The 26,639-nt window shown below is 32.5% G+C and carries 27 protein-coding genes; 21 read left to right on the forward strand and 6 right to left on the reverse strand.

All coding sequences use genetic code 11. The features are described from left to right. Window positions 1–80 precede the first annotated feature (80 nt). Window positions 81–551 (forward strand): MarR family transcriptional regulator, encoded by a 471-nt coding sequence (locus EKQ63_RS13320; protein ID WP_087996815.1) that lies wholly within the window; start codon window positions 81–83, stop codon window positions 549–551. 140 nt (window positions 552–691) lie between these two features. After that, complete coding sequence (locus EKQ63_RS13325; protein ID WP_143881125.1) at window positions 692–1,927, forward strand: MFS transporter; 1,236 nt, start codon at window positions 692–694, stop codon at window positions 1,925–1,927. A 277-nt stretch (window positions 1,928–2,204) separates the two neighbouring features. Here EKQ63_RS13325 and EKQ63_RS13330 read toward each other — a convergent pair whose 3' ends face one another. Then, the gene (locus tag EKQ63_RS13330) at window positions 2,205–2,534 is read right to left on the reverse strand and encodes a YkvA family protein (protein ID WP_087952577.1); all 330 of its coding nucleotides are present in this window, start codon (window positions 2,532–2,534) and stop codon (window positions 2,205–2,207) included. A gap of 594 nt (window positions 2,535–3,128) precedes the next feature. On the opposite strand from EKQ63_RS13330, the gene EKQ63_RS13335 reads away from it, so the two are divergent. Beyond that, entirely contained in the window at window positions 3,129–3,680 is a 552-nt protein-coding gene (locus tag EKQ63_RS13335) for a hypothetical protein (protein WP_061676298.1), read from the forward strand. A gap of 399 nt (window positions 3,681–4,079) precedes the next feature. Here EKQ63_RS13335 and EKQ63_RS13340 read toward each other — a convergent pair whose 3' ends face one another. Further along, complete coding sequence (locus EKQ63_RS13340; protein ID WP_061680180.1) at window positions 4,080–4,625, reverse strand: hypothetical protein; 546 nt, start codon at window positions 4,623–4,625, stop codon at window positions 4,080–4,082. A 341-nt stretch (window positions 4,626–4,966) separates the two neighbouring features. Between EKQ63_RS13340 and EKQ63_RS13345 the strand changes: the two genes are divergently transcribed. The 4 genes from EKQ63_RS13345 to EKQ63_RS29900 all read left to right on the forward strand — a co-directional run bounded on the left by EKQ63_RS13345 (window position 4,967) and on the right by EKQ63_RS29900 (window position 9,210). Beyond that, window positions 4,967–5,653, forward strand: coding sequence for an MBL fold metallo-hydrolase (locus EKQ63_RS13345; protein WP_087952581.1), 687 nt, complete (start codon window positions 4,967–4,969; stop codon window positions 5,651–5,653). A gap of 220 nt (window positions 5,654–5,873) precedes the next feature. Then, window positions 5,874–6,086 carry a hypothetical protein gene (locus EKQ63_RS13350; RefSeq protein WP_411469468.1) on the forward strand — a complete coding sequence of 71 codons (213 nt, stop codon included), beginning with the start codon at window positions 5,874–5,876 and terminating at the stop codon, window positions 6,084–6,086. 73 nt (window positions 6,087–6,159) lie between these two features. Next, window positions 6,160–7,524, forward strand: a complete 1,365-nt coding sequence (locus EKQ63_RS13355; RefSeq protein WP_143881126.1) for a DEAD/DEAH box helicase — start codon at window positions 6,160–6,162, stop codon at window positions 7,522–7,524. 1,527 nt (window positions 7,525–9,051) lie between these two features. Then, a complete protein-coding gene (locus tag EKQ63_RS29900; RefSeq protein WP_173601326.1) occupies window positions 9,052–9,210 on the forward strand; it encodes a hypothetical protein in 159 nt (52 codons plus the stop codon). 8 nt (window positions 9,211–9,218) lie between these two features. Here the strand turns inward: EKQ63_RS29900 and EKQ63_RS13365 are convergent, their stop codons facing one another. Beyond that, the gene (locus EKQ63_RS13365; protein ID WP_143881127.1) at window positions 9,219–9,431 is read right to left on the reverse strand and encodes a hypothetical protein; all 213 of its coding nucleotides are present in this window, start codon (window positions 9,429–9,431) and stop codon (window positions 9,219–9,221) included. A gap of 488 nt (window positions 9,432–9,919) precedes the next feature. Between EKQ63_RS13365 and EKQ63_RS13370 the strand changes: the two genes are divergently transcribed. The 7 genes from EKQ63_RS13370 (at window position 9,920) to EKQ63_RS13400 (ending at window position 17,447) form a co-directional block, all read left to right on the forward strand. After that, window positions 9,920–10,555: a TetR/AcrR family transcriptional regulator gene (locus EKQ63_RS13370; protein ID WP_143881128.1), complete on the forward strand. Its 636-nt coding sequence runs from the start codon at window positions 9,920–9,922 to the stop codon at window positions 10,553–10,555. A gap of 61 nt (window positions 10,556–10,616) precedes the next feature. Continuing rightward, window positions 10,617–11,864 (forward strand): MFS transporter, encoded by a 1,248-nt coding sequence (locus tag EKQ63_RS13375; RefSeq protein ID WP_143881768.1) that lies wholly within the window; start codon window positions 10,617–10,619, stop codon window positions 11,862–11,864. A gap of 6 nt (window positions 11,865–11,870) precedes the next feature. Next, a complete protein-coding gene (locus EKQ63_RS13380) occupies window positions 11,871–14,210 on the forward strand; it encodes an ABC transporter permease (protein ID WP_143881129.1) in 2,340 nt (779 codons plus the stop codon). Window positions 14,211–14,221: 11 nt separating this feature from the next. Next, on the forward strand, window positions 14,222–14,983 hold the full coding sequence (locus tag EKQ63_RS13385) for an ABC transporter ATP-binding protein (protein ID WP_087952594.1): 762 nt from the start codon (window positions 14,222–14,224) through the stop codon (window positions 14,981–14,983). Window positions 14,984–15,083: 100 nt separating this feature from the next. Next, entirely contained in the window at window positions 15,084–15,794 is a 711-nt protein-coding gene (locus EKQ63_RS13390; RefSeq protein ID WP_087952595.1) for a class I SAM-dependent methyltransferase, read from the forward strand. Window positions 15,795–15,913: 119 nt separating this feature from the next. Continuing rightward, the gene (locus tag EKQ63_RS13395) at window positions 15,914–16,321 is read left to right on the forward strand and encodes a VOC family protein (RefSeq protein WP_087952597.1); all 408 of its coding nucleotides are present in this window, start codon (window positions 15,914–15,916) and stop codon (window positions 16,319–16,321) included. Between the two features lie 343 nt (window positions 16,322–16,664). After that, the gene (locus EKQ63_RS13400) at window positions 16,665–17,447 is read left to right on the forward strand and encodes a class I SAM-dependent methyltransferase (RefSeq protein WP_087952600.1); all 783 of its coding nucleotides are present in this window, start codon (window positions 16,665–16,667) and stop codon (window positions 17,445–17,447) included. Window positions 17,448–17,568: 121 nt separating this feature from the next. On the opposite strand, the gene EKQ63_RS13405 is transcribed toward EKQ63_RS13400, so the two are convergent. Then, window positions 17,569–19,254, reverse strand: coding sequence for an alpha-keto acid decarboxylase family protein (locus EKQ63_RS13405; RefSeq protein WP_088328200.1), 1,686 nt, complete (start codon window positions 19,252–19,254; stop codon window positions 17,569–17,571). Between the two features lie 106 nt (window positions 19,255–19,360). On the opposite strand from EKQ63_RS13405, the gene EKQ63_RS13410 reads away from it, so the two are divergent. The 5 genes from EKQ63_RS13410 (at window position 19,361) to spoIISB (ending at window position 22,148) form a co-directional block, all read left to right on the forward strand. Beyond that, window positions 19,361–19,843, forward strand: coding sequence for a MarR family winged helix-turn-helix transcriptional regulator (locus tag EKQ63_RS13410; protein WP_088328201.1), 483 nt, complete (start codon window positions 19,361–19,363; stop codon window positions 19,841–19,843). Window positions 19,844–20,010: 167 nt separating this feature from the next. Next, complete coding sequence (gene gpmA, locus EKQ63_RS13415) at window positions 20,011–20,748, forward strand: 2,3-diphosphoglycerate-dependent phosphoglycerate mutase (protein WP_087952606.1); 738 nt, start codon at window positions 20,011–20,013, stop codon at window positions 20,746–20,748. 187 nt (window positions 20,749–20,935) lie between these two features. Further along, window positions 20,936–21,673 carry a type II toxin-antitoxin system SpoIISA family toxin gene (locus EKQ63_RS13420; RefSeq protein ID WP_140168735.1) on the forward strand — a complete coding sequence of 246 codons (738 nt, stop codon included), beginning with the start codon at window positions 20,936–20,938 and terminating at the stop codon, window positions 21,671–21,673. Window positions 21,674–21,770: 97 nt separating this feature from the next. Next, a complete protein-coding gene (locus tag EKQ63_RS13425) occupies window positions 21,771–21,896 on the forward strand; it encodes a hypothetical protein (protein WP_000588712.1) in 126 nt (41 codons plus the stop codon). Window positions 21,897–21,971: 75 nt separating this feature from the next. Continuing rightward, the gene (gene spoIISB, locus EKQ63_RS13430; protein WP_000852620.1) at window positions 21,972–22,148 is read left to right on the forward strand and encodes a stage II sporulation protein SB; all 177 of its coding nucleotides are present in this window, start codon (window positions 21,972–21,974) and stop codon (window positions 22,146–22,148) included. A gap of 18 nt (window positions 22,149–22,166) precedes the next feature. Here the strand turns inward: spoIISB and EKQ63_RS13435 are convergent, their stop codons facing one another. Beyond that, entirely contained in the window at window positions 22,167–22,556 is a 390-nt protein-coding gene (locus EKQ63_RS13435; protein WP_087952612.1) for a YxeA family protein, read from the reverse strand. A gap of 216 nt (window positions 22,557–22,772) precedes the next feature. Here EKQ63_RS13435 and pepD point away from each other — a divergent pair, with 216 nt between their 5' ends. Further along, the gene (gene pepD, locus EKQ63_RS13440) at window positions 22,773–24,242 is read left to right on the forward strand and encodes a beta-Ala-His dipeptidase (protein WP_087952614.1); all 1,470 of its coding nucleotides are present in this window, start codon (window positions 22,773–22,775) and stop codon (window positions 24,240–24,242) included. 589 nt (window positions 24,243–24,831) lie between these two features. On the opposite strand, the gene EKQ63_RS13445 is transcribed toward pepD, so the two are convergent. Next, window positions 24,832–25,296, reverse strand: coding sequence for a DUF5065 family protein (locus EKQ63_RS13445; protein ID WP_087952619.1), 465 nt, complete (start codon window positions 25,294–25,296; stop codon window positions 24,832–24,834). Between the two features lie 453 nt (window positions 25,297–25,749). On the opposite strand from EKQ63_RS13445, the gene EKQ63_RS13450 reads away from it, so the two are divergent. Further along, the gene (locus tag EKQ63_RS13450) at window positions 25,750–26,409 is read left to right on the forward strand and encodes a CatB-related O-acetyltransferase (RefSeq protein ID WP_087952621.1); all 660 of its coding nucleotides are present in this window, start codon (window positions 25,750–25,752) and stop codon (window positions 26,407–26,409) included. Window positions 26,410–26,639 lie beyond the last annotated feature (230 nt).

Below are 26,639 nucleotides of genomic sequence, written 5' to 3' on the forward strand. Positions count from 1 at the left end.
ATTTCAATTTTGTCGAAATAGGAAGAGAAATTAAATATAATATTGTAAATGCACGAATGAACGGGCGAGGAGGATAGGCTATGAATAAGGAAGAACAGGTTATGAACGGTTTCAGGGAATTATATAATAAGCTGGTTTGGCTCAATAAAGATAAGATGGAAGAAGGTCTTAAAGGTTTTAAGTCTTCTGAAGTACATTGCATTGAATATATTGAAAACAATGCAGATTCTAACGTGACACAACTTGCAGAGGCTTTTTATGTGACTCGTGGTGCTATAAGTAGAATGACTAAGAAGCTCATACAAAAAGGCCTTATTGAAAGCTATCAAAAGTCGGAAAATAAGAAAGAAATTTATTTTAGGCTTACTGAACAAGGGAAAGAAATTTATAAAATCCATGAAGATCTGCACAAAGAGTTTCAGGAGCGAGATAAAGCCGTATTTGAGCAAGTAACTGAGGAAGAGTTCGACAGTATCATTAGCTTCGTGGAAAAGTATAGTAGGCATTTGGATGCAGAAATAAAGAAACAGGGTATACATATTAAGTCGTAATACATTTAAATAATAAAAAGGTAGCCTTATTTTCCTGAGAATAGGCTACCTTTTTATTATTTTATTTTTGTTGACCAATCAACAAAATGGAGTTATTATTTTGTTGACACGGCAACAAAAGTTTTGAGGGGAGAAGTTAAATGTCTATATTTAGATCGAAAAATGAAAAGGAAACTGAAAAAAACATAAATAAACATGCTTTACTATTCGGACTTATTTCTGTATTTCTTTGTGGTATAGGTTTCAGTATCATCATGCCTGTAGTCCCATTCTTAGTCCAGCCATATACAAGTAATCCGGAAGAACAAGCATTGGTTGTTACACTACTAACTTCCGTATATGCGGCCTGCGTGTTTTTAGCTGCTCCTGTACTTGGAGCTTTGAGCGATAAATATGGCCGTCGCCCATTACTTTTAATATGCCTGTTCGGTTCTGCAATCGGGTACTTAGTTTTTGGGATAGGGGGAGCTTTATGGGTACTGTTTGCTGGACGCATAATAGAAGGAATAACAGGCGGGAGCATAAGTATGATCTTCGCATATTTTGCAGACATCATCCCTCCAGAGCAGAGAACGAAATACTTTGGATGGGTGAGTGCAGTTGTAGGAGCGGGAACTATTATTGGACCAACTCTTGGGGGCTTACTTGCAAAGTTTGGTCATTCTGTACCTTTATATTTCGGAGCGCTCATCACTTTATTAAATGTTTTATATGGTATGAAATATATGCCTGAGAGTCTTCACAAAAATAATAGGTTAAAAGAGATTGTTTTTGTAAGGTTGAATCCTTTTGCACAGCTAGCAAACATACTTTCCATGAAAAACTTAACATGGTTACTTGTCTCAGCGTTTTTACTATGGATACCTAACGGATCTTTACAAGCAATTTTCACTCAATTTACGATGGATACTTTTAGTTGGCAGCCTGCACTAATCGGACTTATGTTTTCAATTATGGGCTTTCAAGACATCATTTCACAAGCTTTTATAATGCCAAAACTTTTAATCAAGCTTAGTGATAAACAAATAGCGATACTTGGGATGGTTTCGGAGATTATTGGCTACAGTTTTATTGCAGCATCTGCTTTGTTTTCCTTATATCCACTTCTAATCGTTGGGATGTTACTGTTTGGTTTTGGTGATTCAATTTTCGGGCCCTCATTCAATGGGATGCTCTCAAAGTCTGTCAGTTGTAGTGAACAAGGAAGGATACAAGGTGGTAGCCAATCTATTCAAGCTTTAGCAAGAATAATTGGTCCAATTATTGGCGGACAAATCTATGTATCACTTGGTCATGCAGCTCCTGCTTTTATGGGGATGATTCTTATCGCAGTGGCAATAGCAGTTTTGTATAAGGGGACACATGCAACTGTATAAACTATCTGCACTATTATTGTTTTTATTCCTCTACTGGAATCAACTGCATAACAGATAAATATAAGAATAAATAATAGGTGTCAGAACTTAGGAACAAGTGCTGACACCCTATTTGTTTACGGTTTGAGCGCTAAGAGAAATGCTTTTGCTTTTTAGGAATTTATTCTGCAATGCTCTCATGGTGAAGGTTAATATTCAATGAGGTGGATAGAAATATCATTAATTACAGTTAGCTTTATTTGAAAGTAAAAAGGTAGATAAATGACTGTTAGTTTAATTATGCTTGTGCTGAAGTAAATAATGACTCCATTTTTACCTTGCTCTTCTCTCGAATTTCAGCATCTGCGTGTCTCATAACGTATTTATGCGCTACAGCGATTGCTAAAACATCATCTAATAAGCCAATCCCAATAATAGCAGCTATATCTGGAATGAAATCGATTGTTAATACGTAATAAGATAAAGCGGCTAATATTATGAATTTCGCTTTAGTAGGCAATTCTTTCTTTTTCATTGTGTAGAATAAGATAATACTTTCATATACGCTAGATTTACCGAGGTTTACAGAGCTTTTTTTGAACTTTTTCCAAAGTACCTGTTTCTCCATATAAACACTCCTTTTACAAAAACATAGATTTTTTAAAAGGATGGACAAAGAAGTGAGAGATTAATCAATTTTATTGTTTTTCTTAATGATATATTTCCATAAAAATAGGGGATTACCTGTTTAAAATAATATAATGTGGATTATGCAATGATTCACATTGTTTTATTACATGGTATATAAGTAGTATTTGTTAAATCAAACCACTTGCAAACGTTATCTATCTAAAGATGATTTTACCTAAGGTTTTAATTAATTCTAAAAGGATAGAGATTGTACGTCTTATCAGTGAATCGCTGCAATATAAGGAATAGTAAAGGTATATTACTGCAAATGAAGCTTATTTATTTAATGTCCCATATTTTTACAATTAATGAACTAGCAACCTTCTTCTTTCTATATCCTTCACCTGTAAATTTTTCACTACTATATTATTGACGTACAATAAATGGCTAAATGTTTCTAAAAGGTTTTCTAAACACACAAAATTTTCAAATTGATACGAAAATGCTATAAAAAATAATAAATATATCTAATGCACTATTAGAATTGTTCCATATTATAGTATTAAGAATTGTATAAGGAGGTGGAAAAAGAATGGACGAGCGTGTACAACCTCAACTTTCACCGCCATGGATCACATATTTTAACGAACTTAGAAATTCGATAGGAGCTGATCCAACTGTAACAGTAGGTCCGCTAATACCGACTGATGGAAATTTTATAATTTTAGTACAAACTACGGATTTTGAAAAAGCGATTGCATTAGCTACACTTCTTAAACCTACAGTGCAATTTGGCAATGTAAATGTAACTATTGTTGTTAGTGTTATTGGAGATGGAATTGTAAACCCAATTCCTTGTCCTTTAGACGCTTTTGAAATTGCACACCTTTTTCAAGTAGCTTTAGAAAGCAACCTGTATTTTGAGCAAGTTGTTGTGCAGCCGCAGTTCCCAGGTGGAGCGAATGTTGTTTTTCCGGTTTTTGCTGCAAAAGTGATTCAGTTTTTTAATGATGATATTTCTAATCTATGCCAAACTTTTACAGAAGTCGCTGCAAAAGTTTTTCGTGATGTAATGAATGATGCTATATGCGGTATACCAATTTTATACTCGACAAGTTGTAGTACAAGCACTGAAAATGTATAATTTATTGATGAAGAAACTTTTCAAAAAAAAGAAATACAACTAAATTTGTTTAATTAATTTAAAAGAGACATTTCTAATTTTATGAGATGTCTCTTTTATTACATATGAAAATATGGTTTTCAAAAAAATTTAAACTATCTATCTGAAAAAGAATATTCAGAATAAGTAATTTGGGTGTTTTGTTCTATATCTCGTTTTTGGGGGAATCACTTCATTTGTATATTTTAGGTGGAAAAAGAGGGTATTTAGAATACAGAAAACTATTTATATTAGATAAATAATGGTAAATTTATATTTTAGGAAGAAAATTAAATAGGCAAAATATTTGTAAACAGCAAAAGCACCCACTCTAGGGCGCTTTTATCACTTATAGATAATATGATATTTAAGAAAAGAGTATTAGGATAATTTAATTAGATTAATCGATGCTGCAAGTTTTCGACCATCACAAGTGTCTATAATTTCATCTAATACATTTCTCAATTGAACAGTAGCATTAGCTGGGATGAATACAATAGATCCACCAGAAACAGTGGCACAACCATTGCGATCGGCTTCGTAATCAGAAACTCCAAATCGCGTTTGATTGTTGGGAACTTCCACCCCGTTTATGAATAACCCCAAATCCCTGTCACCGCCAGGAGTATCGGGATTATAATTCACGCTTACATAGTAATCGATATAATATGAACCAGCTTGAGTAACATGGATAGTCACTCCATCAGAGTCAAGATTTACTCCACCAGCTGTCTGCCCAGTAGCATTCCAAGGCATAGGTTGATTCCTGACTAATGTAATAAAGTTAGTCTGATAAAAATTCCCGAAAGCCGGTGAGAATACACTTGGTGCGCTCTCAATAAAAACTTTTTGTACACAAGTTTTGCATTCTTTATGACAACTACAGTTACAAAGTCTATGTCCACACTTCTTACAACGTTCAGACAAAAAAACATCTCCCATCCTATCAATTAGCTAATAGCTATTAGTAGGATATTCATCTTTTTAATAATTCGAAACGGATACTTGTCCAATAAGGGTTAAATTCATTTATAAAAAGGATCAGCTTAGGTTAAGAGTGAAAACCCTGTATATGATTTTACAAACGAACTTGCTAACACATATGAGAAATAGATATAAAATATCTTTGGTATACCACATTTAAAAATAGAATTAACCAATAAAAAACATTAAAACAAAATATTGAAAAAATTTTTTAATATGTATAGTAAAATATATGTGGACGAAGTGGTTATTAAATATTGAATAAGCAATATGGGGGGAGAAAAATGAAAATAATAGAACTACCAATTGAATTCGAATTTAACGGGCAAAAACAATGTGTTTACCCAAGTTTAATTATATTACATAATGAATTAACGTTAGTCGATACAGGATATCCAAGTTTTTTACCTTTAATTGAAAATGCAATATTAAAACATGGATATGAGATGAAAAACTTAAAGAATATAATTATTACCCATTATGATGAAGACCATCTAGGGGCTTTATATGATTTCAAAGTGAAGTATCCTCAAATTAATGTTTTTGCTAGTGAAATCGAATCTAACTATATTAGTGGTGATATAAAATCAGAGAGGTTGGCTCAAGCTGAAAAAATGCTAGAATGTATGCCAAATGAAGAAAAAGAATTTGGTAAATGGTTTATACAACAGTTAAAAAAGATAAAACATATTTCCGTCGATGAAAAAGTACAGGATGGTCAAATGATTTTGAATAATGAATGTCAAATAGTAGCGACGCCAGGACATACTTCGGGGCATATTTCATTATATTTTCCGAATTTAGACTGTGTAATTACAGGAGACGCAGCGGTTCAAGAGAATCGAGAGTTAGTTATAGCTAATCCGAATTATTGTTTAGATATAGAAAAAGCGAAACAGTCTTTAAATAGGATTAAAAGTCTTAAAGCAGCACAGTATTATTGCTACCATGGAGGAAAACTTATTTTATAAAATAATGAAAACTGATCTTTCCTAAATCGAATAGATCGGTTTTTTAGTTCATATATTTTGCAATTTCAACCAAGTCAGTAACATTATATTTCAGTAAAATTGAAATATATATGTAAAGAAGAATATATATAATTTGAGCAAGGGGATAGGGGGAGAAGATGGGTTCGTTATTTGAGGTAATAGCAAATGTTATTTTATTTTATTTTATCCTCGAAATGACATGAAATTAAAACATCATATTGCAAAATTAAGTGAATTAGAGTGGTTTCGAAAGCTACACGAAGATACAAAGTATACAAGATTAATTTGGAGTAATAGAAAAGTTAAGAAGTTCATTTTGTCTTCTACTAACATGGAAGCATTAATAAAATCCGAGAAAAAGCAAAAAGAATTTGTCCGACTAGTACACGATGAATATAAAAAAAGAAGATAAGAATTTTTTTATTTTTCATATTTGGCGAAACAAATGGTACAATGAAAGCTAATGTGAAAAATAAGGAAAAGAAGTGGTCTATTTGAAAAACTTTTTAGAATTAGGAATTAGTGAGACTTTTAATCATACATTACGTGAAAATGGAATTACAGAAGCAACACCAATTCAGGAGAAAGCGATTCCGGTTATACTGTCAGGTAAAGATATTATTGGGCAGGCGAAAACAGGAACGGGTAAAACGTTAGCATTCGTGTTACCGATTTTAGAAAAAATCGATCCAGAGTCTAGTGATGTTCAGGCTTTAATTGTTGCACCAACAAGGGAACTAGCCCTACAAATTACAACTGAAATTAAAAAAATGCTTGTTCAAAGAGAAGATATTAATGTACTAGCGATTTATGGCGGACAAGATGTAGCACAACAATTGAGAAAATTAAAAGGTAATACACATATTGTTGTTGCAACACCAGGACGATTATTAGATCATATACGACGTGAAACAATTGATTTAAGTAATCTTTCAACGATTGTACTAGATGAAGCGGATCAAATGCTTTATTTCGGTTTCTTATATGATATTGAAGATATTTTAGATGAGACACCTGGTAGTAAACAAACGATGCTATTCTCAGCAACGATGCCAAAAGATATTAAAAAATTGGCGAAACGTTATATGGATGAGCCGCAAATGATTCAAGTACAAAGTGAAGAAGTAACGGTAAATACAATTGAGCAGCGTGTCATTGAGACGACAGATCGTGCAAAGCCAGACGCACTTCGTTTTGTTATGGACCGTGATCAGCCATTTTTAGCAGTTATTTTCTGTCGTACAAAGGTTAGAGCAAGTAAATTGTATGATAATTTAAAAGGACTAGGTTATAATTGTGCTGAACTTCATGGTGATATCCCTCAAGCGAAACGTGAAAGAGTTATGAAGAGTTTCCGCGAAGCAAAAATTCAGTACTTAATCGCAACGGATGTAGCAGCTCGTGGATTGGATGTAGATGGTGTAACGCACGTATTTAACTTTGATATCCCTGAAGATGTAGAAAGTTATATTCACCGCATTGGCCGAACAGGACGTGCAGGTGGATCAGGTATTGCAATTACGTTCGTTGCAGCGAAAGATGAAAAACATTTAGAAGAAATTGAAAAAACGCTTGGTGCACCAATACAAAGAGAAATAATCGAACAACCGAAGATAAAACGTGTAGATGAAAATGGAAAACCGGTACCAAAGCCGGCTCCGAAGAAATCAGGCGAGTATCGTCAAAGAGATAGCCGTGAAGGTTCAGGAAGTGATTCAAGACGTGGTTCGAGAAATGGTTCAAGAAGTGATTCAAGAAATAGTTCAAGAAATGAAAACAACCGATCATTTAATAAGCCAAGTAATAAAAAAGGTAGTACAAAGCAAGGTCAGCAAAGACGTGGCCGTTAAATAGTTATAATTGTAAAGAGTCGCAAAATATTGTGGCTCTTTTTTTGTTTGTATAGAACAAGGATGATAGCAAGAAAAAACAAAAATTTCATTCACCGTATTTAAAACTTATAAAAGAAATTTTATAACCCAAAACCAGTAGAATAAGGGTGTTACAACCATGTCGTAATTCAAGAACAAGTGCAACTTACGTATGGACAATATTTAATCGAAAAAAAATCGAGAGAAAGCAATTCGTACTAGCTCCTCTGATGATGATACGAATTATGAAAAAATCAATTGGTATAACGATACGAAAATATCTTTTGCTAATAAAGAATTGGATGATTTGGTGAAAGAAATTTATAACACATTCAAACGATACGGGAATGTTATGCTACAGTAAAAAGAGAATAGAACTTATTATGTCTACTATTTCAGTAGACCACTTTGGTTGAAAGAAAAGGTATTTAAGTGAGCGAGTATTTTCATTACACATTCCGCAATTATCGAAATGGAACAAGAGAAGTTTATGAAGGATTTAACTCGTATGGGGGTACGAACGTTGGAAACTGAAAAACTAATTTGTTAGTTTTGTTCGATGGGGAACTCGAGAAACACAACTGCCATCCTTATTGGGAAATTGCTTACTACGGCGATGAATGTAATGTAGTGTGAAACTATCAGAAGGGAAAGTGATATAAGAAAAAAGGACTAGCAGTCGTACCTGCTGTCCTTTAATAGGAGAAAAAGTAATCTTGTTTAGAACTACGCATAAACAGAAAATCTGCTTGTGATTAGTTTTACCCTAAATATAAGTGTCTATACAAAAAAGGGATAAGTAAAAAATACTTATCCCCGGAAGGGAAATCCCAAGCACCAAATGGCTCGTATTGGTATGCAGGTTCAAAAGTAGTATATGTAAAATGAAAAATCTCATACAAAAAGCAGACAACGATTTTTGTTGTCTGCCAGTGAGTTCAATGAGTTAGCTAATTGTGATAAATTGCATCCTCATTACGAGAAGAGTGAAGCTGCTAGTTCAAACAGCTTGTTGGTATTATTTTCGATTTCTTAAAAAATATACAGAGAAAGCAGATAAGTGAAGAACCTACCTGCTTCTGCTGTAACAAAAGAAAGAAGTATTAGCCGTGGATACGGCGGCTTGAAAATAGTATGTATTTTTATTTGAAAAATATTCAAGAGATGAAGAGACATGGAATGTTTAATAAATGGTGTTTGCGAAATTAATCAGCTAATTAGTAAAACAAAGAGAAAAACAATGAGCAAATATAACAATAGAAAGGTAAATGTTCAAAAGAGCAATGAGTATAAAGTAAAACAAAATAGTTATTTGGGAGAAAGGTCGAATGAATACGGGATGAATTGAAGTTGTTGGAGAATTACTCGAGGTGATGAAAGAATGCTTTTTGAATGGAACATCTTTAAAGGTTGAAGCTAATAATTTTAATATTGTATCTTGGCTGATTGAAGAAGCGACGCGTAAAACAAAATAAAGATTTCATTTTGTAGCAAAGGGGAATAGATATGTGTACGTATTGGGAAACGCAGTTAAAGACTTCTTTAAGAGGTAAGAACTGGAACGAAATAAAAGAGCAGCTAGCAAGAGCTAACTGCTCAATAGAAGGAGATACAGAGAAGACTACTTTACATGAATGTTGGCATACAGCCTACATTCAGTATTGACCGAATATTTATTTTAAATTCAATTTATTTAAAGTAAACGTTCCAACAGATAAAATGGCTGCGCCTGCTACAGAACCTAGCCAGTCTCTCCAGCCTAATGTATTTAAAGATGCATCTTTTAAATCCATAATTAAGAAGATAGCAAACATTAATACACCAAATGCTAAGCATTCCCAAAATGTTTGCAAATATTTAATTATCTTATTTCGGAACTTGCTCATATAAATCACCCTTAGTAATAATTTATATTGTTATAGATAAATTATTACACATATATATAAATTAAAAGTACGAAATATGAAATATTGCATATTGGGACTCAACAAAATAATCCATTCATAAGTAAATAGATCGAACAGAGGGGAACCGTATCGTATGAATCAATTGTCATTTTTTGAAGCTATCGGTGAAAAGGAGATGCGTAGACTGTGGTAAAGGAGCTGAAAAACTACAAAGTATTGTGCGTCTGAATGAAGAATTAAGAAAAATAGGTTCAAGCAGGGGGGCATCGTTCTTTTCCTAAAATGAAAGTTGACGATAAGAAACATGAGATACGTTTTAAACAAATTGAACGGACGTTATAAAATAAAAATTTATAAAGGAAATAGAAACTAAGATGGTGTATATGTACAATAACAGGAAACTTTTTACTAACTAAGCATATAATTTAAATAGACCGACAGTCGGTCTGGCGGGAAGGAGAACTTGAATGCGAATAGTAAAGGAGTATGAGGAGCGTAGAAAAGAAATTTTAGAAACGGCTGAACGTTTATTTGTTACGAAAGGTTATACGAAAACAACAGTAAATGACATTTTAAAAGAGATAGGGATAGCAAAAGGGACGTTTTATCACTATTTTAAGTCGAAAGAGGAAGTAATGGATGAAATTATTATGAGGATTATTAAAGAAGATGTTGCTAAAGCAAAAGTAATCGTCTCGAATCCAAATATCCCAGTGTTAGAAAAGTTATTTCGAGTTTTAATGGAGCAATCGCCAAAATCAGGGGATGTAAAAGATAAAATGATTGAGCAATTTCATCAACCAAATAATGCGGAAATGCATCAAAAAAGTATAGTGCAATCCATTATTCATTTATCTCCTGTTTTAGCAGAGATTTTAGAACAAGGAATCGATGAAGGTGTATTTTCTACACCATACCCACAAGAAACGATTGAATTATTACTCTCTTCAGCGCAAGTGATATTTGATGAAGGTTTATTCCAATGGAAGCCAGAAGAAATGATGAGAAGAGCGAAAGCTTATATTAAAATGATGGAAGTATCTGTTGGAGCGAAAGAAGGATCCTTTGATTATATGATGGAGGTTTTAATGAAGCTGAAATAATGCTTTTCTGTTTGTTTATTATAGACCGACAGTCGGTCTAATTTAAAGGAAGGGTGTGATTATAATGTCTATTAGTATAAAACCTTCGATGAAAGATTTTTATTTAATGGTGAGTGGACAAATTATTACTATTTTAGGTTCAACACTTTTACGTTTTGCTCTGTCATTATATGTGCTAGATATAACAGGGCGTGCTGATATATTCGCAGGATTATATGCGGTAACAAGTATTCCGTTTTTGCTAGCTCCTCTTGGCGGTGCGATAGCAGATCGTTTCAATCGCCGTAATGTAATGGTTATATTTGATTTTATAAACGCTGCGATTGTATTAAGCTTTATAGTTTTGTTATTTACTGGATCTGTATCTATTCTATCGATTGGAACAATTATGTTTTTACTAGCGATCATTAGTGCAATGTACGCACCGTTAGTAATGGCGAGTATTCCGCAATTAGTTCCAGAGAAAAAGTTAGAACAAGCGAACGGTATCGTAAATGGTGTGCAAGCGTTATCTAATATAGTTGCTCCTGTATTAGGAGGAATATTGTACGGCATAATTGGTTTGAAAATGCTTGTCATAATAAGCTGTCTTGCTTTCTTTTTATGTGCGATTTTAGAAATATTTATTACAATACCTTTTATAAAGAGAGTGCAAGAAAGTCATATCATACCGACAATTGTAAAGGATATGAAAGAAGGGTTTATATACGTTTTAAAACAACCATTTATTTTGAAATCTATGCTTTTAGCCGCATTACTAAATTTAATACTAACACCGCTATTTGTTGTTGGTGCTCCAATTATTATACGAGTAACAATGGAAAGTAGCCACACGTTATATGGAATTGGAATGGGATTGATCGATTTTGCTACTATTATAGGTGCATTATCAATAGGTTTTTTTGCGAAAAAGCTACAGATGAAAACATTGTATTATTGGATGATTTTAATAGCTTTATTAGTAATACCAATGGCACTATCAGTTACGCCTTTTATTCTTAATTTAGGATACTACCCACCATTTATCCTCTTTATACTTTCTTCTATTCTAATTGCAATGATCATGACAATTGTATCCATCTATGTGATTACTGTAGTTCAAAAGAAAACACCAAATGAAAACTTAGGAAAAGTAATGGCAATTATAACAGCGGTATCCCAATGTATGGCACCGATTGGGCAAGTCGTTTATGGTTTTATGTTTGAAGAATTCAGTATGAAAATTTATTTACCTATATTAGTTATTAGTTTCATAATGTTATTAATAGCGGTTGTGACGAAGAAAATACTATCGAATGAAGGGAACTAGCTTAATATGATTAGGAGAATGTTAAAAAGAGATTTCTCTCAAAATAAAATGATAATTACCATTTTATTTATGTTTATCATGTTATCAAGTCTTTTAATGGCTAGTGCTTCAAGTAACGTTATTAATCTATTGAACTCAATGGAGCAATTGGTTAAAGTATCAAACGCACCGCATTTCGTACAAATGCATGTAGGAGAAGTAAATCAAAAATCAATTGATTCTTTTGTAGAAAAAACTCCGTTTGTAAAAAAACAACAAACGGCTGAGATGGTCCAAATAAACGGATCTACCATTTTTATAAAGAAGAAAAATGAAGCGGAACATAATAGTGTAATGGACATAAGCTTCGTTAAACAAAATAGTAAGTTTGATTTTTTATTAAATTTAAATAATGAAGTGGTTGATATTAGGAAAGGGGAAATAGGTGTACCCATTTATTATATGCAAAAATATAATTTGCGTATTGGAGATAAAATATGGGTTGATAAAAATAAGAATGAACTAGAATTTACTATTTCAGCATTTGTTCGTGATGTTCAAATGAATCCATCAATTGTTAGTTCAAAACGATTCGTAATAAGCAATGAAGATTTCAAAAGAATAAAAAGGAATTTTGGAGAAAGCGAATATCTTATTGAATTCCAGCTAACAGATGTAAATAAAATAAATGAATTTGAAAATCTATACGAGTCATCGAACTTACCTCAAAAAGGTCCCTCTATTACGTATTCACTATTTAAAGCACTCAATTCATTAACGGATGGAATAATAGCTGCGGTACTTATCATAATAAGTGCATTATTAATGTTAATTGCAATGTTATGTATTAGATTTACGATCATTACTTCGATGGAAGAAGATTATCGGGAAATAGGTGTTATGAAAGCTATCGGCATTACAAGTAAAGATATTCAAAAACTATATGTAACAAAATATGTTGTTATTTCAGCTGGTGGATGTATATGTGGATATATACTTTCCCTATTTGTTACAAAGATATTCACTTCTAATATCACTCTTTATATGGGGGCGGCAGATAAAAGTATTTTACACAATGTTGTGCCATTCATAATTACAACACTGTTATTTTTAGTCGTTATCCTGTACTGTCGTATCATTTTGCGGAAATTTAGGGGAATTACAGCAATAGATGCTTTACGATCAAGAGATAAGTTAGGGAAAAGAAAGATTAGAAACTCTTTTTCACTCAATCGATCTAAATTTAAAAATGTAAATATATTTATTGGTATACAAGATATTATAAAAAGATTTAAGTTATATCGCGTATTAAGTATCGTATTAATAATAGCTGTGTTTATGATTGTTGTACCTGTTAACTTTTTGTATACGATTCAATCACCGAAGTTTGTTAATTATATGGGAACAGGAAAAAGTGATATTCGAATAGATTTACAGCAAACTGAAAATATAGAGAAACGATTTAAGGACGTTATATCATATATACGAAATGATGATGAAGTAGAAAAATATGCAACATTTGTAACGAGTACATTTAAAATGGTAAGCGCTGATGGTACAAATGAAAACTTACATGTAGAAGTGGGAGACTTCACTACATTTCCATTAGACTATATGCAAGGTAGGGCACCAAAAAATGAAAATGAAATTGCTCTTTCTTATATGAACACAAATGAATTAAAAAAGAATGTAGGGGATTCTATCGTTTTATTTGTTGATGGGAAAGAGAAAACACTTACGATTAGTGGTATGTATCAAGATGTAACAAATGGCGGGAAAACAGCTAAAGCGAACTTTTCTTATAATAACGAAAACATATTATGGTATGTAGTAAATGTAGATTTAAAGTCTATTGTTGATTTGCAAGAAAAAGTGAAGGAGTATAAACAAAATTTTAGTTCTGCAAAAATAACAGATACGGATGATTATTTAACGCAAACTTTAGGAGAGACAATTAAACAATTAAGACTCGTGACTCAAGTGGCTATTTTGATTGCGATATTGATATCAGTTTTAATTACTGCGATGTTTTTTAAAATGATATTAGCAAAAGATTCTTCGCAAATTTTAATTATGAAAAATATCGGTTTTTCTTATAAAGATATTCGTATACAGTATATAACTCGTTCTATTGTGATCGTATTATTAGGCATTGTGACAGGGACATGTATAGCTGCTACGTTTGGTGAAATGTTAGTAAGTTGGTTAGGCTCATTTATGGGAGCAGCTCATATAAAGTTTGTCGTAAATCCTATCGTTTCTTATATAATATGCCCAGCTATATTATTTATATCTGTGACTGCAACAACACTTTTCAGTAGTTTTACTATAAAGCAAACAAACGATGTAAAGCCAAATGGGGAGTAGGGGTGTAAAACTTGAAAAAAATTTTAGAAGTAAAGCAAGTAAACAAAACATATTCAATAGATGGAAATGCAAATTATCACGTGCTAAAAAATATAGATTTAGAGGTTTATGAGGGAGAATTTGTATCGGTTATGGGGCCTTCTGGTTCTGGGAAATCGACGTTACTATATAATATTAGTGGAATGGATCAAATGTCATCAGGAAGTGTGAAAATTGGTGATAAAGAAATATCTTGTATAAAAGAAGAAGCGTTAGCCAAGTTGCGCCTTACTGAAATAGGGTTTATTTTTCAGCAGAGCAACCTTCTTAGAAACTTGAATCTATTTGATAATATCATTTTGTCAGCATATTTAGCGAAATGTGAGAGTAAGAAAATAGTAAATAAACGTGCTCTAGAGCTAATGGGGAAAATGGGGATAAGTGATATAGCGTCTCATTATATAACCGAAGCATCTGGAGGGCAATTACAAAGGGTCTCTATTTGTAGAGCGCTCATTAATAATCCAAATATTATTTTTGCTGATGAGCCAACGGGTGCTCTAAATTTAAAATCAACAGAAGAGGTAATGCAAATTTTATTAAATATTAACCGTGATGGAACGACTATTATGTTAGTGACTCATGATGTAAAGGTAGCAGCGAAAACAGAAAGAGTTCTTTTTATGGCGGACGGAGAAATTGTGAGTGAAATACAGTTAGGTAAGCTTAGGAACGATGATTTAAAAGCGCGAGAAGAGAAGTTGTTAAAATGGTTAGCTATACTTGGATTTTAAAAATAAAAACTCCTATTGAATGTAGGAGTTTTTATTTTTGTCTGAAAGTTCTAAAAGATGTATAATGATTTTCTGACTATTTAAATTTGGAGGGATACAAGTGAAAAATGAAACGTTGCATAATCAAGAAGATATTATTAAAATGCTTGATTCATTATTAAGACCAGCAGAACCATTTTGGAATGAATTTTATGCGAATAGAGAAAAAGATGTTCCGTTTTTTGAAAATGTTCCAGATGAGAACCTAGTTTCGTATATAAATAAAAAGTGGGTTTCAAAAGGAAAAGTACTAGAACTTGGATGTGGTCCGGGTAGAAACGCAATTTATCTAGCAAATGAAGGATTTGATGTAACGGCAGTGGATTTATCTATAGAAGGCATTAATTGGGCGAAAGAGAGAGCGTTAGCAAAAGGGATAGAAATTCACTTTATTTGTGATTCGATTTTTAATTTGGAGGGTCAAAATGATTTTGACTTTGTATACGATTCGGGCTGTTTACATCATATTCCACCACATAGAAGAGTAAATTATGTGGATTTAATTAAAAACTCATTGAAATCAGGTGGTTATTTCGGATTAACATGTTTTGCGGCAGGTGATTTAGATGAGCGAAATGGATCAGAAATAACAGATTGGGACGTATATAGAGGATGGAGTCTACAAGGTGGTCTTGCTTATTCGGAAGAAAAATTAAGAGAGATATTTAAAGAATTTGAAGTGAGTGAAATTAGAAAAATGAAGCAAATGGAACAACCAAATACTATGTTTGGAGAATCATTTCTTTGGACAGCATTATTTAAGAAGAAATAAGAAAGTAGATAATTGACAAACTCATCGTTTTTATAGACAATATACTCGCGGGAATATATGTTCGATTTTACTAGCCGATGTATATTTTGCATCAATACATAACAAGGGGTTGTCTCTATATGAGTAACACAAATCAAAAAATCACTACATTTTTAATGTTTGAAGGCAAAGCTGAAGAAGCGATGAATTTTTACACATCACTATTTGATCAATCAGAAATTGTAAGTATCTCTCGCTACGATGAAAATGGACCTGGTAAAGAGGGTACTGTAATTCAGGCAATGTTTACGTTACACGGGCAAGAATTCATGTGCATAGATAGTTATGTAAATCATAATTTTACATTTACACCAGCTATGTCTCTTTATGTAACTTGTGATACGGAAGAAGAAATTGAAACGGCTTTTAATAAATTAGCGGAGGATGGAGCAGTACTTATGCCTTTAGGTGCCTATCCGTTTAGTAAAAAATTTGGTTGGTTAAATGATAAGTATGGTGTGTCTTGGCAGTTAACGCTTGCTGAATAAAAAAGAAAAATTGTAGCTTATTTGTTTAATGGGTTCAGTTAAGAGCTTTAGAAATTAAATAACATTAAAAAAGGCATTCCAACTGTCAACAGATTTGGAATGCCTTTTTATGTGTAAGTGAGTGGTTTGAAACTGCCAATTCTACGGTTATTCTAAGTAAATTGAATGGATATATAATTTTGTGAGTTTTTATAATTTTTAGTAATTATCGTCATTTATCTGTTAATATGAATATAGACAACTATGTAATAACTATCAGGCAGGTTAATAGAAAAAGGAAAGCATAAATAATTAATAAGCTTACACTTAAAATGCAACTAGGTCATTAGGAGGAATAACTGTAATGGATACTACACAACAAAACAGTAATGCATGGGATAAGAAGGTTGAAGAAGGTTCTAGATACACGCAGCCTGTGAGTACCGAGGTTATTGAGAAAAGCAGAACAGGTGAATGGGAGATTACAGTGACTACGGAAAAATCAGTTCCTAGAGATTGGTTTCCAAAGTCATTAAATGGATTAAAGATACTTTGCTTAGCGTCAGGTGGCGGACAACAAGCACCAATTCTAGCTGCTGCTGGAGCAGATGTAACAGTTACTGATATATCAAAGAAGCAATTGGAACAAGATGAAAAGGTAGCAAAACGGGATGGTTTAACTTTAAAAACAGTACAAGGAGATATGTCAGACCTTAGTGATTTTGAGGATGAATATTTTGATATTGTTATAAATCCTGTTTCTAATTTATTTGTAAAAGATGTTCATCTTGTATGGAATGAAGTTTCAAGGGTCTTAAAGAATAAAGGTATTCTCATTTCTGGATTTACAAATCCGTTACTATGGATTTTTGATGATAATCAAGAACAAAAAGGTATTCTTGATGTAAAACATTCGATCCCTTCATCGACATTGGATTATTTACCAGAGGATGAAGTTCAAGATTATATCGATTCAAATCAAACAATAGAATATGCGCATACACTAGAAGATCAAATCCAAGGCCAAGTTGAAGCGGGTTTTATTATAACAGGTTTTTATGAGGATGATTTTGGTGGAACAAGGATATTAGATAAGCATATTAAAACATTTATTGCTACAAAAGCTATAAAGTTAAAGGCTGATTAAAAATTTTGACTTGTCACACGAGACGTTAGTCGAAGGATATTCTTAAAATATTATATATAAAAGGAAAAGGATGACACTTGTCATCCTTTTCCTTTTATATAATTAGATTATGCTTGTAATATTAAGAATTTTGTTGGCCAATTCTTTTTCCAAGTTTAGCTAACAATTCAGGCTGATCCCCTTGGCTCATTACAACTTCAACAAAGGTAAGTTGATTCTTATCAATACTTATTTTACTTAAGGCTTCTTCTAACTCTGTTTCATTTTCTACTTTAAATGTTTGGCTTTTTTCTTCTGTTCCGAATACGTTCGCTAGTTTTGTGTAATCCCACATTTGTATGTCATTATACGGTTCGTTTTGGCCGTGAATTGCACGTTCAACAGTGTATCCATTGTTATTAATTAAAAATATAATCGGTTTTAAATTTTGCCGAAGTATTGTCGATAACTCTTGAACAGTTAATTGGAAAGAACCATCACCAATAATTAATATGTTGCGCCGCGATAAATCAGTAAGCTGTGTACCAAGTAGAGCAGGTAATGTATAACCGATTGATCCCCATAATGGTTGCGCTACATATGTAGTGTTATTAGGTAATGGGATAACGGCACTACCAAAGAAAGGCGTTCCTTGTTCTACGATTAAGACGTCATTTTCTTGTAAGAAATGGTACATTTGCTGCCAAAAACGTTTTTGCGTAACCATTTGCATTTTTGGATTAAACTTTTCTGTAATAGAAACTGATTCTGAAATAAACGGCTTAATTTCAAGAGTTCCCTCATTGCGATGCTCAATTAAGTCACTAAAATGTTGTAAAACATCTTTCATTACAACTGGCCCGTATTTTTTATCTATAATTTTCACAGTGTAGGGATGAATTTCTATAACTTGTTCTTTCGTAAAACCTTGTGTGAAACCGCCTGTAATAGTATCAGTTAACTTCACACCAATACTAATAATACAGTCAGATTCATCAATTCTTTTTCTCAAGTACGAAGAACTTACATCACCAGTATAAACCCCTATGAATTGAGGGTGTTTTTCTGGAAATATTCCTTTCCCCATACTTAATGTCGCGATAGGAAACCCAGTTTTTTCTACGAATTGATGCAAATATTCTTCCGCATGAAAACGAGCCACTTCAAAATCAGCTAAAATAACAGGTTTTTTGGCGCTATTTATTTTTGAAATGGCATGTAGAAGCATTTTATCCAGCGCATCTTTATTACTTAAAACTGGTTTATGTAAAATTGGTTCCGTAGGTTTGTTAATAGGTTTATTATACACATCAATTGGTAATTGAATATGAACAGGGCGTTTTTCACTCCAACATGCACGTAACACACGGTCAATTTCTTCAGCGGCATGTTCAGGAATCAAATTTGTTTGTGCGACAGTGATTTCTCTATACATATTGGAAAAATGATGGAACTTTCCATCACCTAACGTATGATGAACGAGTGCTCCATTCTCCATTACTGTTGTTGGTGGTGTCCCCGTGATTTTTACAACAGGTACGTTTTCTGCGTATGAGCCAGCAACACCGTTAATGGCGCTTAATTCTCCAACACCGAAAGTGGTAATAAGAGCGGCGATTCCTTTTATACGAGCATATCCATCAGCAGCATATGCCGCATTTAACTCATTACAATTGCCAACCCACTCTAACTTTTCATGTGCTACTACGTCATCTAAAAAAGCTAAATTATAATCACCAGGGACACCAAAAATATGCTCAATTCCTAATTCGCTTAGTCGGTCTAATAAATATGTACTTACAGTATATTGCGTTTTCAAGTGAATCATCTCCTCATTGTTTTGCTTTCTTGTAATTAACGAAAGCAGTTCTAGAGTATTGATTAAAATATTCATTACTAGATTGTGGTATAATTTACATACAGGGGGAAAGTAGATGACACAACATAAAGAAGAACAGATGAATGAAGCATTAGCATTATTTTACTTTGCATATAAAACATTTACTGAAAAGCCAGATGAAATTATAAAAGAGTATGGTATACAACGAGTACATCACCGAATTTTATTTTTTATCGCACGCTTTCCAGGGATAAGTGTAAATGAGTTATTATCATTATTAGAAATAAGTAAACAGGCTCTTCACGGACCACTGCGTCAACTTGTAGAAAAGGGTTTAATTGAGAGCAATGAAGCTACACATGATCGCCGTGTGAAACAGTTATCTTTAACAGAAAAAGGTGTAGATTTAGAGAAAAAACTTAGCGATGTACAAAGGCAACAAATGAGTACTATTTTTTCAAAATTTGGTGAATCATGTGAAGAAAATTGGCATCAAGTTATGAATGAAATGGCAAATAGCCGAACAGGTTTTGATGCTTGGATATCGAAACGGGAAGTTGTAATCGATCAAAAATAATGAAAACTATATTTGTTTTTATAGTTTGAAAAAGAACAAATTTTATCCATACATTTGGCAACTATGGTTTGGTCATAGAGTGAATGGATAAAAAGATACATTACTAGATACTTTATACGTGTACGCAATGAAACAATAAAATTCACATTTCCGAGAGGGGAATTATCATGATTAAACTTGTACTTATTCGTCACGGACAAAGTTTATGGAATCTTGAAAATCGCTTTACTGGATGGACAGATGTAGATTTATCAGAGAATGGATTAAGTGAAGCGAGAGAAGCAGGAGCAATATTAAAGAAAAATGGATATACTTTCGATGTTGCTTATACATCTGTATTAAAACGAGCAATCCGGACCTTATGGATTGTGCTGCATGAGATGGACCTTACTTGGGTGCCAATACATAAATCTTGGAAGTTAAATGAAAGACATTATGGTGCATTGCAAGGTTTGAATAAAGATGAAACTGCGCAAAAATATGGTGAGGAGCAAGTTCATATTTGGAGAAGAAGTGTTGATGTGAGACCACCAGCTCTTACTGAAGAGGATACTCGATATGAAGCGACGGATCCAAGATATAAAACACTCAAAAAAGGTGAATTTCCGTTAACTGAATGTTTAGAGGATACGGAGAAAAGGGTGCTTGCTTATTGGCATTCAGAAATCGCGCCGACATTAAAGAGTGGTAATAAAGTAATCATTTCATCACACGGTAACACAATTCGCTCACTAGTGAAATATTTAGACAACCTTTCAAGTGATGGTGTAGTTTCATTAAATATCCCAACTAGCATTCCGCTTGTGTATGAATTAGACGAAAATTTACGTCCGATTCGTCATTATTACTTAAGTATGGACGGAGAAGTACCTGAAGGGGAAATTCCGAAACATATTACTTTTTAACATGAAAATTTGAAATGAATGCTTGTCTACATATACAATGTAGACTCATGATAAAGACGTGGCACCTTCTAATGTATATGCGATGTAGCTAAATTTAGAAGCTTGTCCACGTCTTTTGTCATAAAGAGAGTTGCTTGTGCATGTAATGATATCGTGAGTATTTTTTGAATGGAGGGTGATGTCATTGGTGATCTCTAACATTCGAATCGGCTTATTTATTTTAGCAATCGTTTTTCTATTACTTGTTTTCTTCTATTGGAAAAACGAAGAGTTGTACGAGGAGAAGAAGCAACGTATTCGAAAGACTTGGTATGGGTTGTTTATAATATCAGTCACCGTATATTTCATGATAAAAGGAATTGATTTAACCCTCTGGAAAAATCTTTTAATGTTCACTGCAATGGTTATTTTCGTTGATGTTGCATTTATTTTAACACCTAATATTTCAGAAATATGGGGAGCGAAATTTAGCGATATCGGCAAGACGGTTCAATCGATAAAACGGTCATTAATTGCTTCTAAAGCAAGAGGAGAAATATACACAACAATTATTCAAAATGTCAATCCAGCAGTATTCGGTACGATGGAATGGCATACGGAGGAAGAATATACAAAAAGCTTAAACGTATTTTTAGATTCGTACGGGGAAAAGATTGGAGCAAAAATTGTTGTATTTGAAGCGGCAAAGGAATTAAATACAAACTTTCGTGGTATCCGTTCTCAATTTAGTATTATGATTCCGTTAGAGTACATTGAGCAATTGAATGAGCAGAAAGCAGTGCAAGTAGAAAATGTCGGAATTATACCAGCAAAAATAGTGAGTGATGTTTTCATTGTTATTGACGGGAAGAAAAATAATCTTCAAGACCGGGATTTTGAAAATGTATATAATTTAACGATACATCATAGTTATTTTATTAAGTAGGACAGAATCTTCTGTCCTACTCTTTTATACATAAATTCGGACAAAGTTGAATAAAATCGGACAATCATTCCTACACTAGCACGTAGAGGTGATTGTAGTGATAAAAGATTATGACAATGATTTTTTCAAAGAAGATAATGAAGATACAACTGATTTCTCTTTAATAAAAGGAGATACGTTGCAGCAAGTAGAAGAGTTAGAAGAAGAATTAAAAAGAAAATGATACTTGTACACGCTGTCTACATTTGCGATATAATATAAATAGAAGATTGTATCTTTTTGAAAAGGGGGAGAAGAGATGGCTGAAGTAAATGTACAAAAGTCTTCGTTTTTTAAAGAAAAAAAAGAAGAACCAAATACAGATTTCTCTCTTGTGAAAGGTGCGTTAACGGAAAATATAAATCGCTTAGAGAAACTGATGAATAATAGCAGTTCAAAATATATACGAGTGAAAAAAACAAAAGAAAATGCATAGTGCATTTTCTTTTGTTTTTTATTTAATATTAAACTTTTCTTTTATTTTTTCAGGTAAATCTGCTTTCTGAATCTCTTCATAGGATTTTACTTCAATTGATGATATTTCATTTTTGTTCTTATCATCTTGATCTACATAAAGACATAAAAATGCATTTTCATTTAATTTATGTTCGTTTGATGCTTTCTTACTTCTAAATGTAATTTGTTTTTTTACTCCGTCTTCGTCATAAGCAGGCAGTGTGTAGTTTCTTAAGTTTTTACCTTCAACTTTTTCGATAGTTCCTTCGCCTTGTATCTGTACGTAATATACATCTTTACCAATTCGATTTAGTGATGCTCTCTCACAGCCAATAGTAAAACTAGAAAATAATAAACATAGTGTAATAATTGTTAAAAACTTTTTCATTTTCTTTATCTCCTTCAATTTCTTTCTTTACACAGTATACGGTTATTATGAAGTGAGAAAAATCGATATAGATTACAACATCCTTACAATGTTGTAAGAGTGTTGTACATAAAATGAATAACATATTAAAAAGTTAAAAGAAAAGTAAAATAACGAATCATGGTATAATGATAAAAGACCTACATATTATTTTGTTATTTTGAGAGGAGCTTAAAAATGTATTCTACTTTAGAACAATTAACAAAGCATCCTGTATTTTATCATTTTGCAGAAATTTCAAAGATTCCTAGAGGATCAGGTAATGAAAAAGAAATTAGTGATTACTTAGTAAATTTTGCGAAAGAGCGGAGCTTAGAAGTTATTCAAGATGAAGCGTTAAATGTCATTATTAAAAAAGAAGCAACTGTTGGTTATGAAAATGTACCAGCTATTATTATTCAAGGTCATATGGATATGGTTTGCGAAAAAAATCAAGCAACCGTACATGATTTTGAAAAAGATCCAATTGAATTACGAATTATTGGGGACATGTTATATGCAAATCAAACAACTTTAGGAGCTGATAATGGTATTGCAGTTGCATATGCATTAGCTTTATTAGATTCAAAAGACATTCCACATCCAGCACTTGAAGTAGTTATAACTACTGAAGAAGAAACGACAATGGGCGGAGCTTTCGCTGTTGATTCAAATCATTTTGAAGGAAAGATTTTTATTAATATTGATTCTGAAGAAGATCATAAATTATTAGTAAGTAGCGCAGGTGGTGCGAAAGCTGTTGAAACGATTCCAGTAATTTGGGATGAAGCACCCGCGAATATGGATGCATACCGTCTATATGTTGGTGGTCTAAAAGGCGGACATTCTGGTATGGAAATTGATAAACAACGTGGTAATGCGAACAAAGTATTAGGACGAGTATTACGCGATTTATCAGCAAATATTCAATTTGATATAAGTGAAGTTCACGGCGGATTAAAAACAAATGCAATTCCGCGTGAAAGTGTAGCTACAATTTTATTACGTCAAGAAGATGTAGAGAAGGTAGAAGAAAAGCTAGAGTCATGGACACGAGTATTACAAGAAGAAATGCGTGCTGTTGATCCAGATGTTCATGTTACACTTACAAAATTGGATGAGAAAGTAGAAAAAGTATTTGCTAAAGAGACACAAAAACAACTTATTGCATCATTATTCTTAATTCCAAACGGCATTCAAAGTATGAGCATGGATATTAAAGGTCTTGTAGAAAGTTCAACAAATTTAGGTGTTATTGAAACGTTGCAAGATGAAATTAAATTACGTAACGAAGTGAGAAGTTCTGTAAGTAGTTTAAAACAACATGTTGCAGATGAGATTAAATGTATCGCCGATTTAGTTGGTGCAACATTTGAAATCGAGTCAGAGTATCCAGAATGGCCATACAATCCGAATTCACAAATTCGTAATTTGTTTGAAAAAGTGCATCAAGAAAAATACAATAAAGATGTTGAAATCTTTGCTGTACATGCAGGAATCGAATGTAGTGTATTCGTTCAAAAGATGCCTGAATTAGATGCAATTTCATTCGGTCCAGATATATTTAATGTTCACACTCCAGATGAACATATTAGTATTTCTTCTGTTGTGAATAACTGGGGATTCTTTGTTGATGTAATGAAGGGTACGAAGGAATTAGCTAAATAATAGTAATGAAATGAAAAGTAGCCTATAAAACTTTATAGGCTACTTTTTGTATAGAGTTTTATTAGAAATTCGTTTTTATGTAAGTATTTAATTTTTACTTTTATTTCTAAAAGAGATTGTACCAAAGATTGCTCCGGATATTGCTCCGATTAAAGTCATAAAAATTGCACTCCAAGCTGCAATTGACATTATTACACCTCCAAATAATAAATTATTATTTCTTATTCTTTTTAATAGAAATGATGATTGCAACAACTGCTAAGAAAATAAGAGGAGACCAAGAAAAGAAAGACATGTAGCATTCTCCCTTCAATAATTATGTAAGATATTTATATAAATTAATTATCACATGTTTTAAAATCGAACATGTGTAATATGCAATATTGCATATTGAATTGTAGAACTTAAAGAAGTGGAAACAGTTATTGAATAAAAATGATAATTTATAAAGAAAGTAAGGATTTTTTCTAACCTTAAAAAGGCAAACAATCAAAAAACTCCTCTATCTTATATAAGGTAGAGGAGTTTTTTGATTGTTGTTTAAGGAAAATAGTATTCAATATTTATTTACTGGTGAGATAAACGTAAATTATTTTGAGATTTTAAAGCTGCCCCCATAATAATAATTTTCTCCAAGTTTCATAACAGCTACATATGTTCCTGGATTATACACATTAGTAATAGGCGTTACAAATCTACCATAATTATGTTTTAAACCAGTGTCATAAATGGTTTTATATCTATGCAAGTTTATTTCATCATTTCCACTCAATTGATATATTTTTACAATACCAGTATCCTTACCACCAGTATATATAGTAACATCGAATGTATCTCCATGTTTTAAGTCACCAACTGCTAACTCTTCTATAAAATCTGCATTATGATGTAATAAAAAATAGCTTTGCCACTGCCAATTATCTAAAAATCGTGATTCTTTTTGTGTAAGTTGCGATTCAGCAGACACAGGTGGGAGCGTACCAATTGTATTCGAAAATAAAAATCCTCCAACAGTCAATGCACCAATAATTGTAGATTGCCTTAAAAGTTTCATCTTCTAAACCTCCTATTTACTTAAGGATTCAGAAATCGTTTTTGTGAAAAACTAGCTGTGAAATCTAAAGGATGATTATATCTTCTATAATTATATTAACATTTATTGATTTATCAGACAAATTAAAGGGTATAAAATTATATTAAGGGAGTTAAGGGGAATATAAGAAAGAGGTTAGATGTAAAACTAAGCAATCTTTATCATATGTAATTAGGATTTATTATTTCAAAACCTGATTATTTTAATACTGAAATTTTAATTCACACCATAAGTTTGAGTACATAATTTTACAATTTGACTAATATAATTTATCACGATATGATTCCTTTATAATAAAAGAAAGGCTTGAAGACAATGATTCGTCGTTTGAGAAAGCTAAAAAATGTAGCAGTCGTAGTAAGCTTCTAAGTAAATTACAAAAATCTACACTACTTAGAAGCGAGGAATAAAGTTATGGAGCATCCATTATTTAATCATTGGTCGGAAACAAAGTATATAAAAGATATAGTAACAAATCCACTTATTGAAGTAGGAGAGCACTCCTATTATTCAGGTTATTATGGTCATCAAAATTTTGAAGATGGCTGTGTAAGGTATTTGTGGGGGGATGCTAAGTCCCGAACACTGTTCAATCCAATTGAACAAATGGGATGGCATCTTGATAAACTCATTATTGGGAACTATGTTTGTATTGCCAGTGGAGTAGTCATTTTGATGGGTGGTAATCACAATCATCACTCAGAATGGATTACAGTATATCCATTCGCTGAGCAAATCGAACATTCATATAAACCGAAGGGTGATACAGTCATTAAAAGTGATGCTTGGATTGGAATGAATGCTATAATAATGCCTGGCGTTACAATCGGTGAAGGTGCAATCGTTGCAGCAGGATCTGTCGTTAGTAAAGATGTTCCGCCGTATACAATAGTGGGTGGAAATCCTGCTAAGGAAATAAAGAAGCGGTTCACAGATACAGAAATGAATATGCTAATGGAGATGCGTTGGTTTGATTGGGATAGAGCATTAGTTGATAAGGCAATTCCTATTTTATCTAGTTCATCTATTGAATTATTATATGATTTTTATAAAAAGGAAGTAAAAAATAGATAGATCTGTGAAAAAACTACATTCTATATAGGATGTAGTTTTTTTATTATAAAAAATGAATAGTCTAGACTAAGGAAAATTCATCTCTAGTATGAGTTTAGCAAATAACTGAATTAAATAATTAAAATCCTTGATAGATAATAAAACCGGTGTGTCTCGATATTTAATCGGGACACACTGGTTTTATTTTTTGAAAATGTGGAACAAATGTATAATTTTGATTGTCTATTCAT

The organism is Bacillus sp. BD59S (genome assembly GCF_007363175.1).
Lineage (GTDB): Bacteria > Bacillota > Bacilli > Bacillales > Bacillaceae_G > Bacillus_A > Bacillus_A pacificus.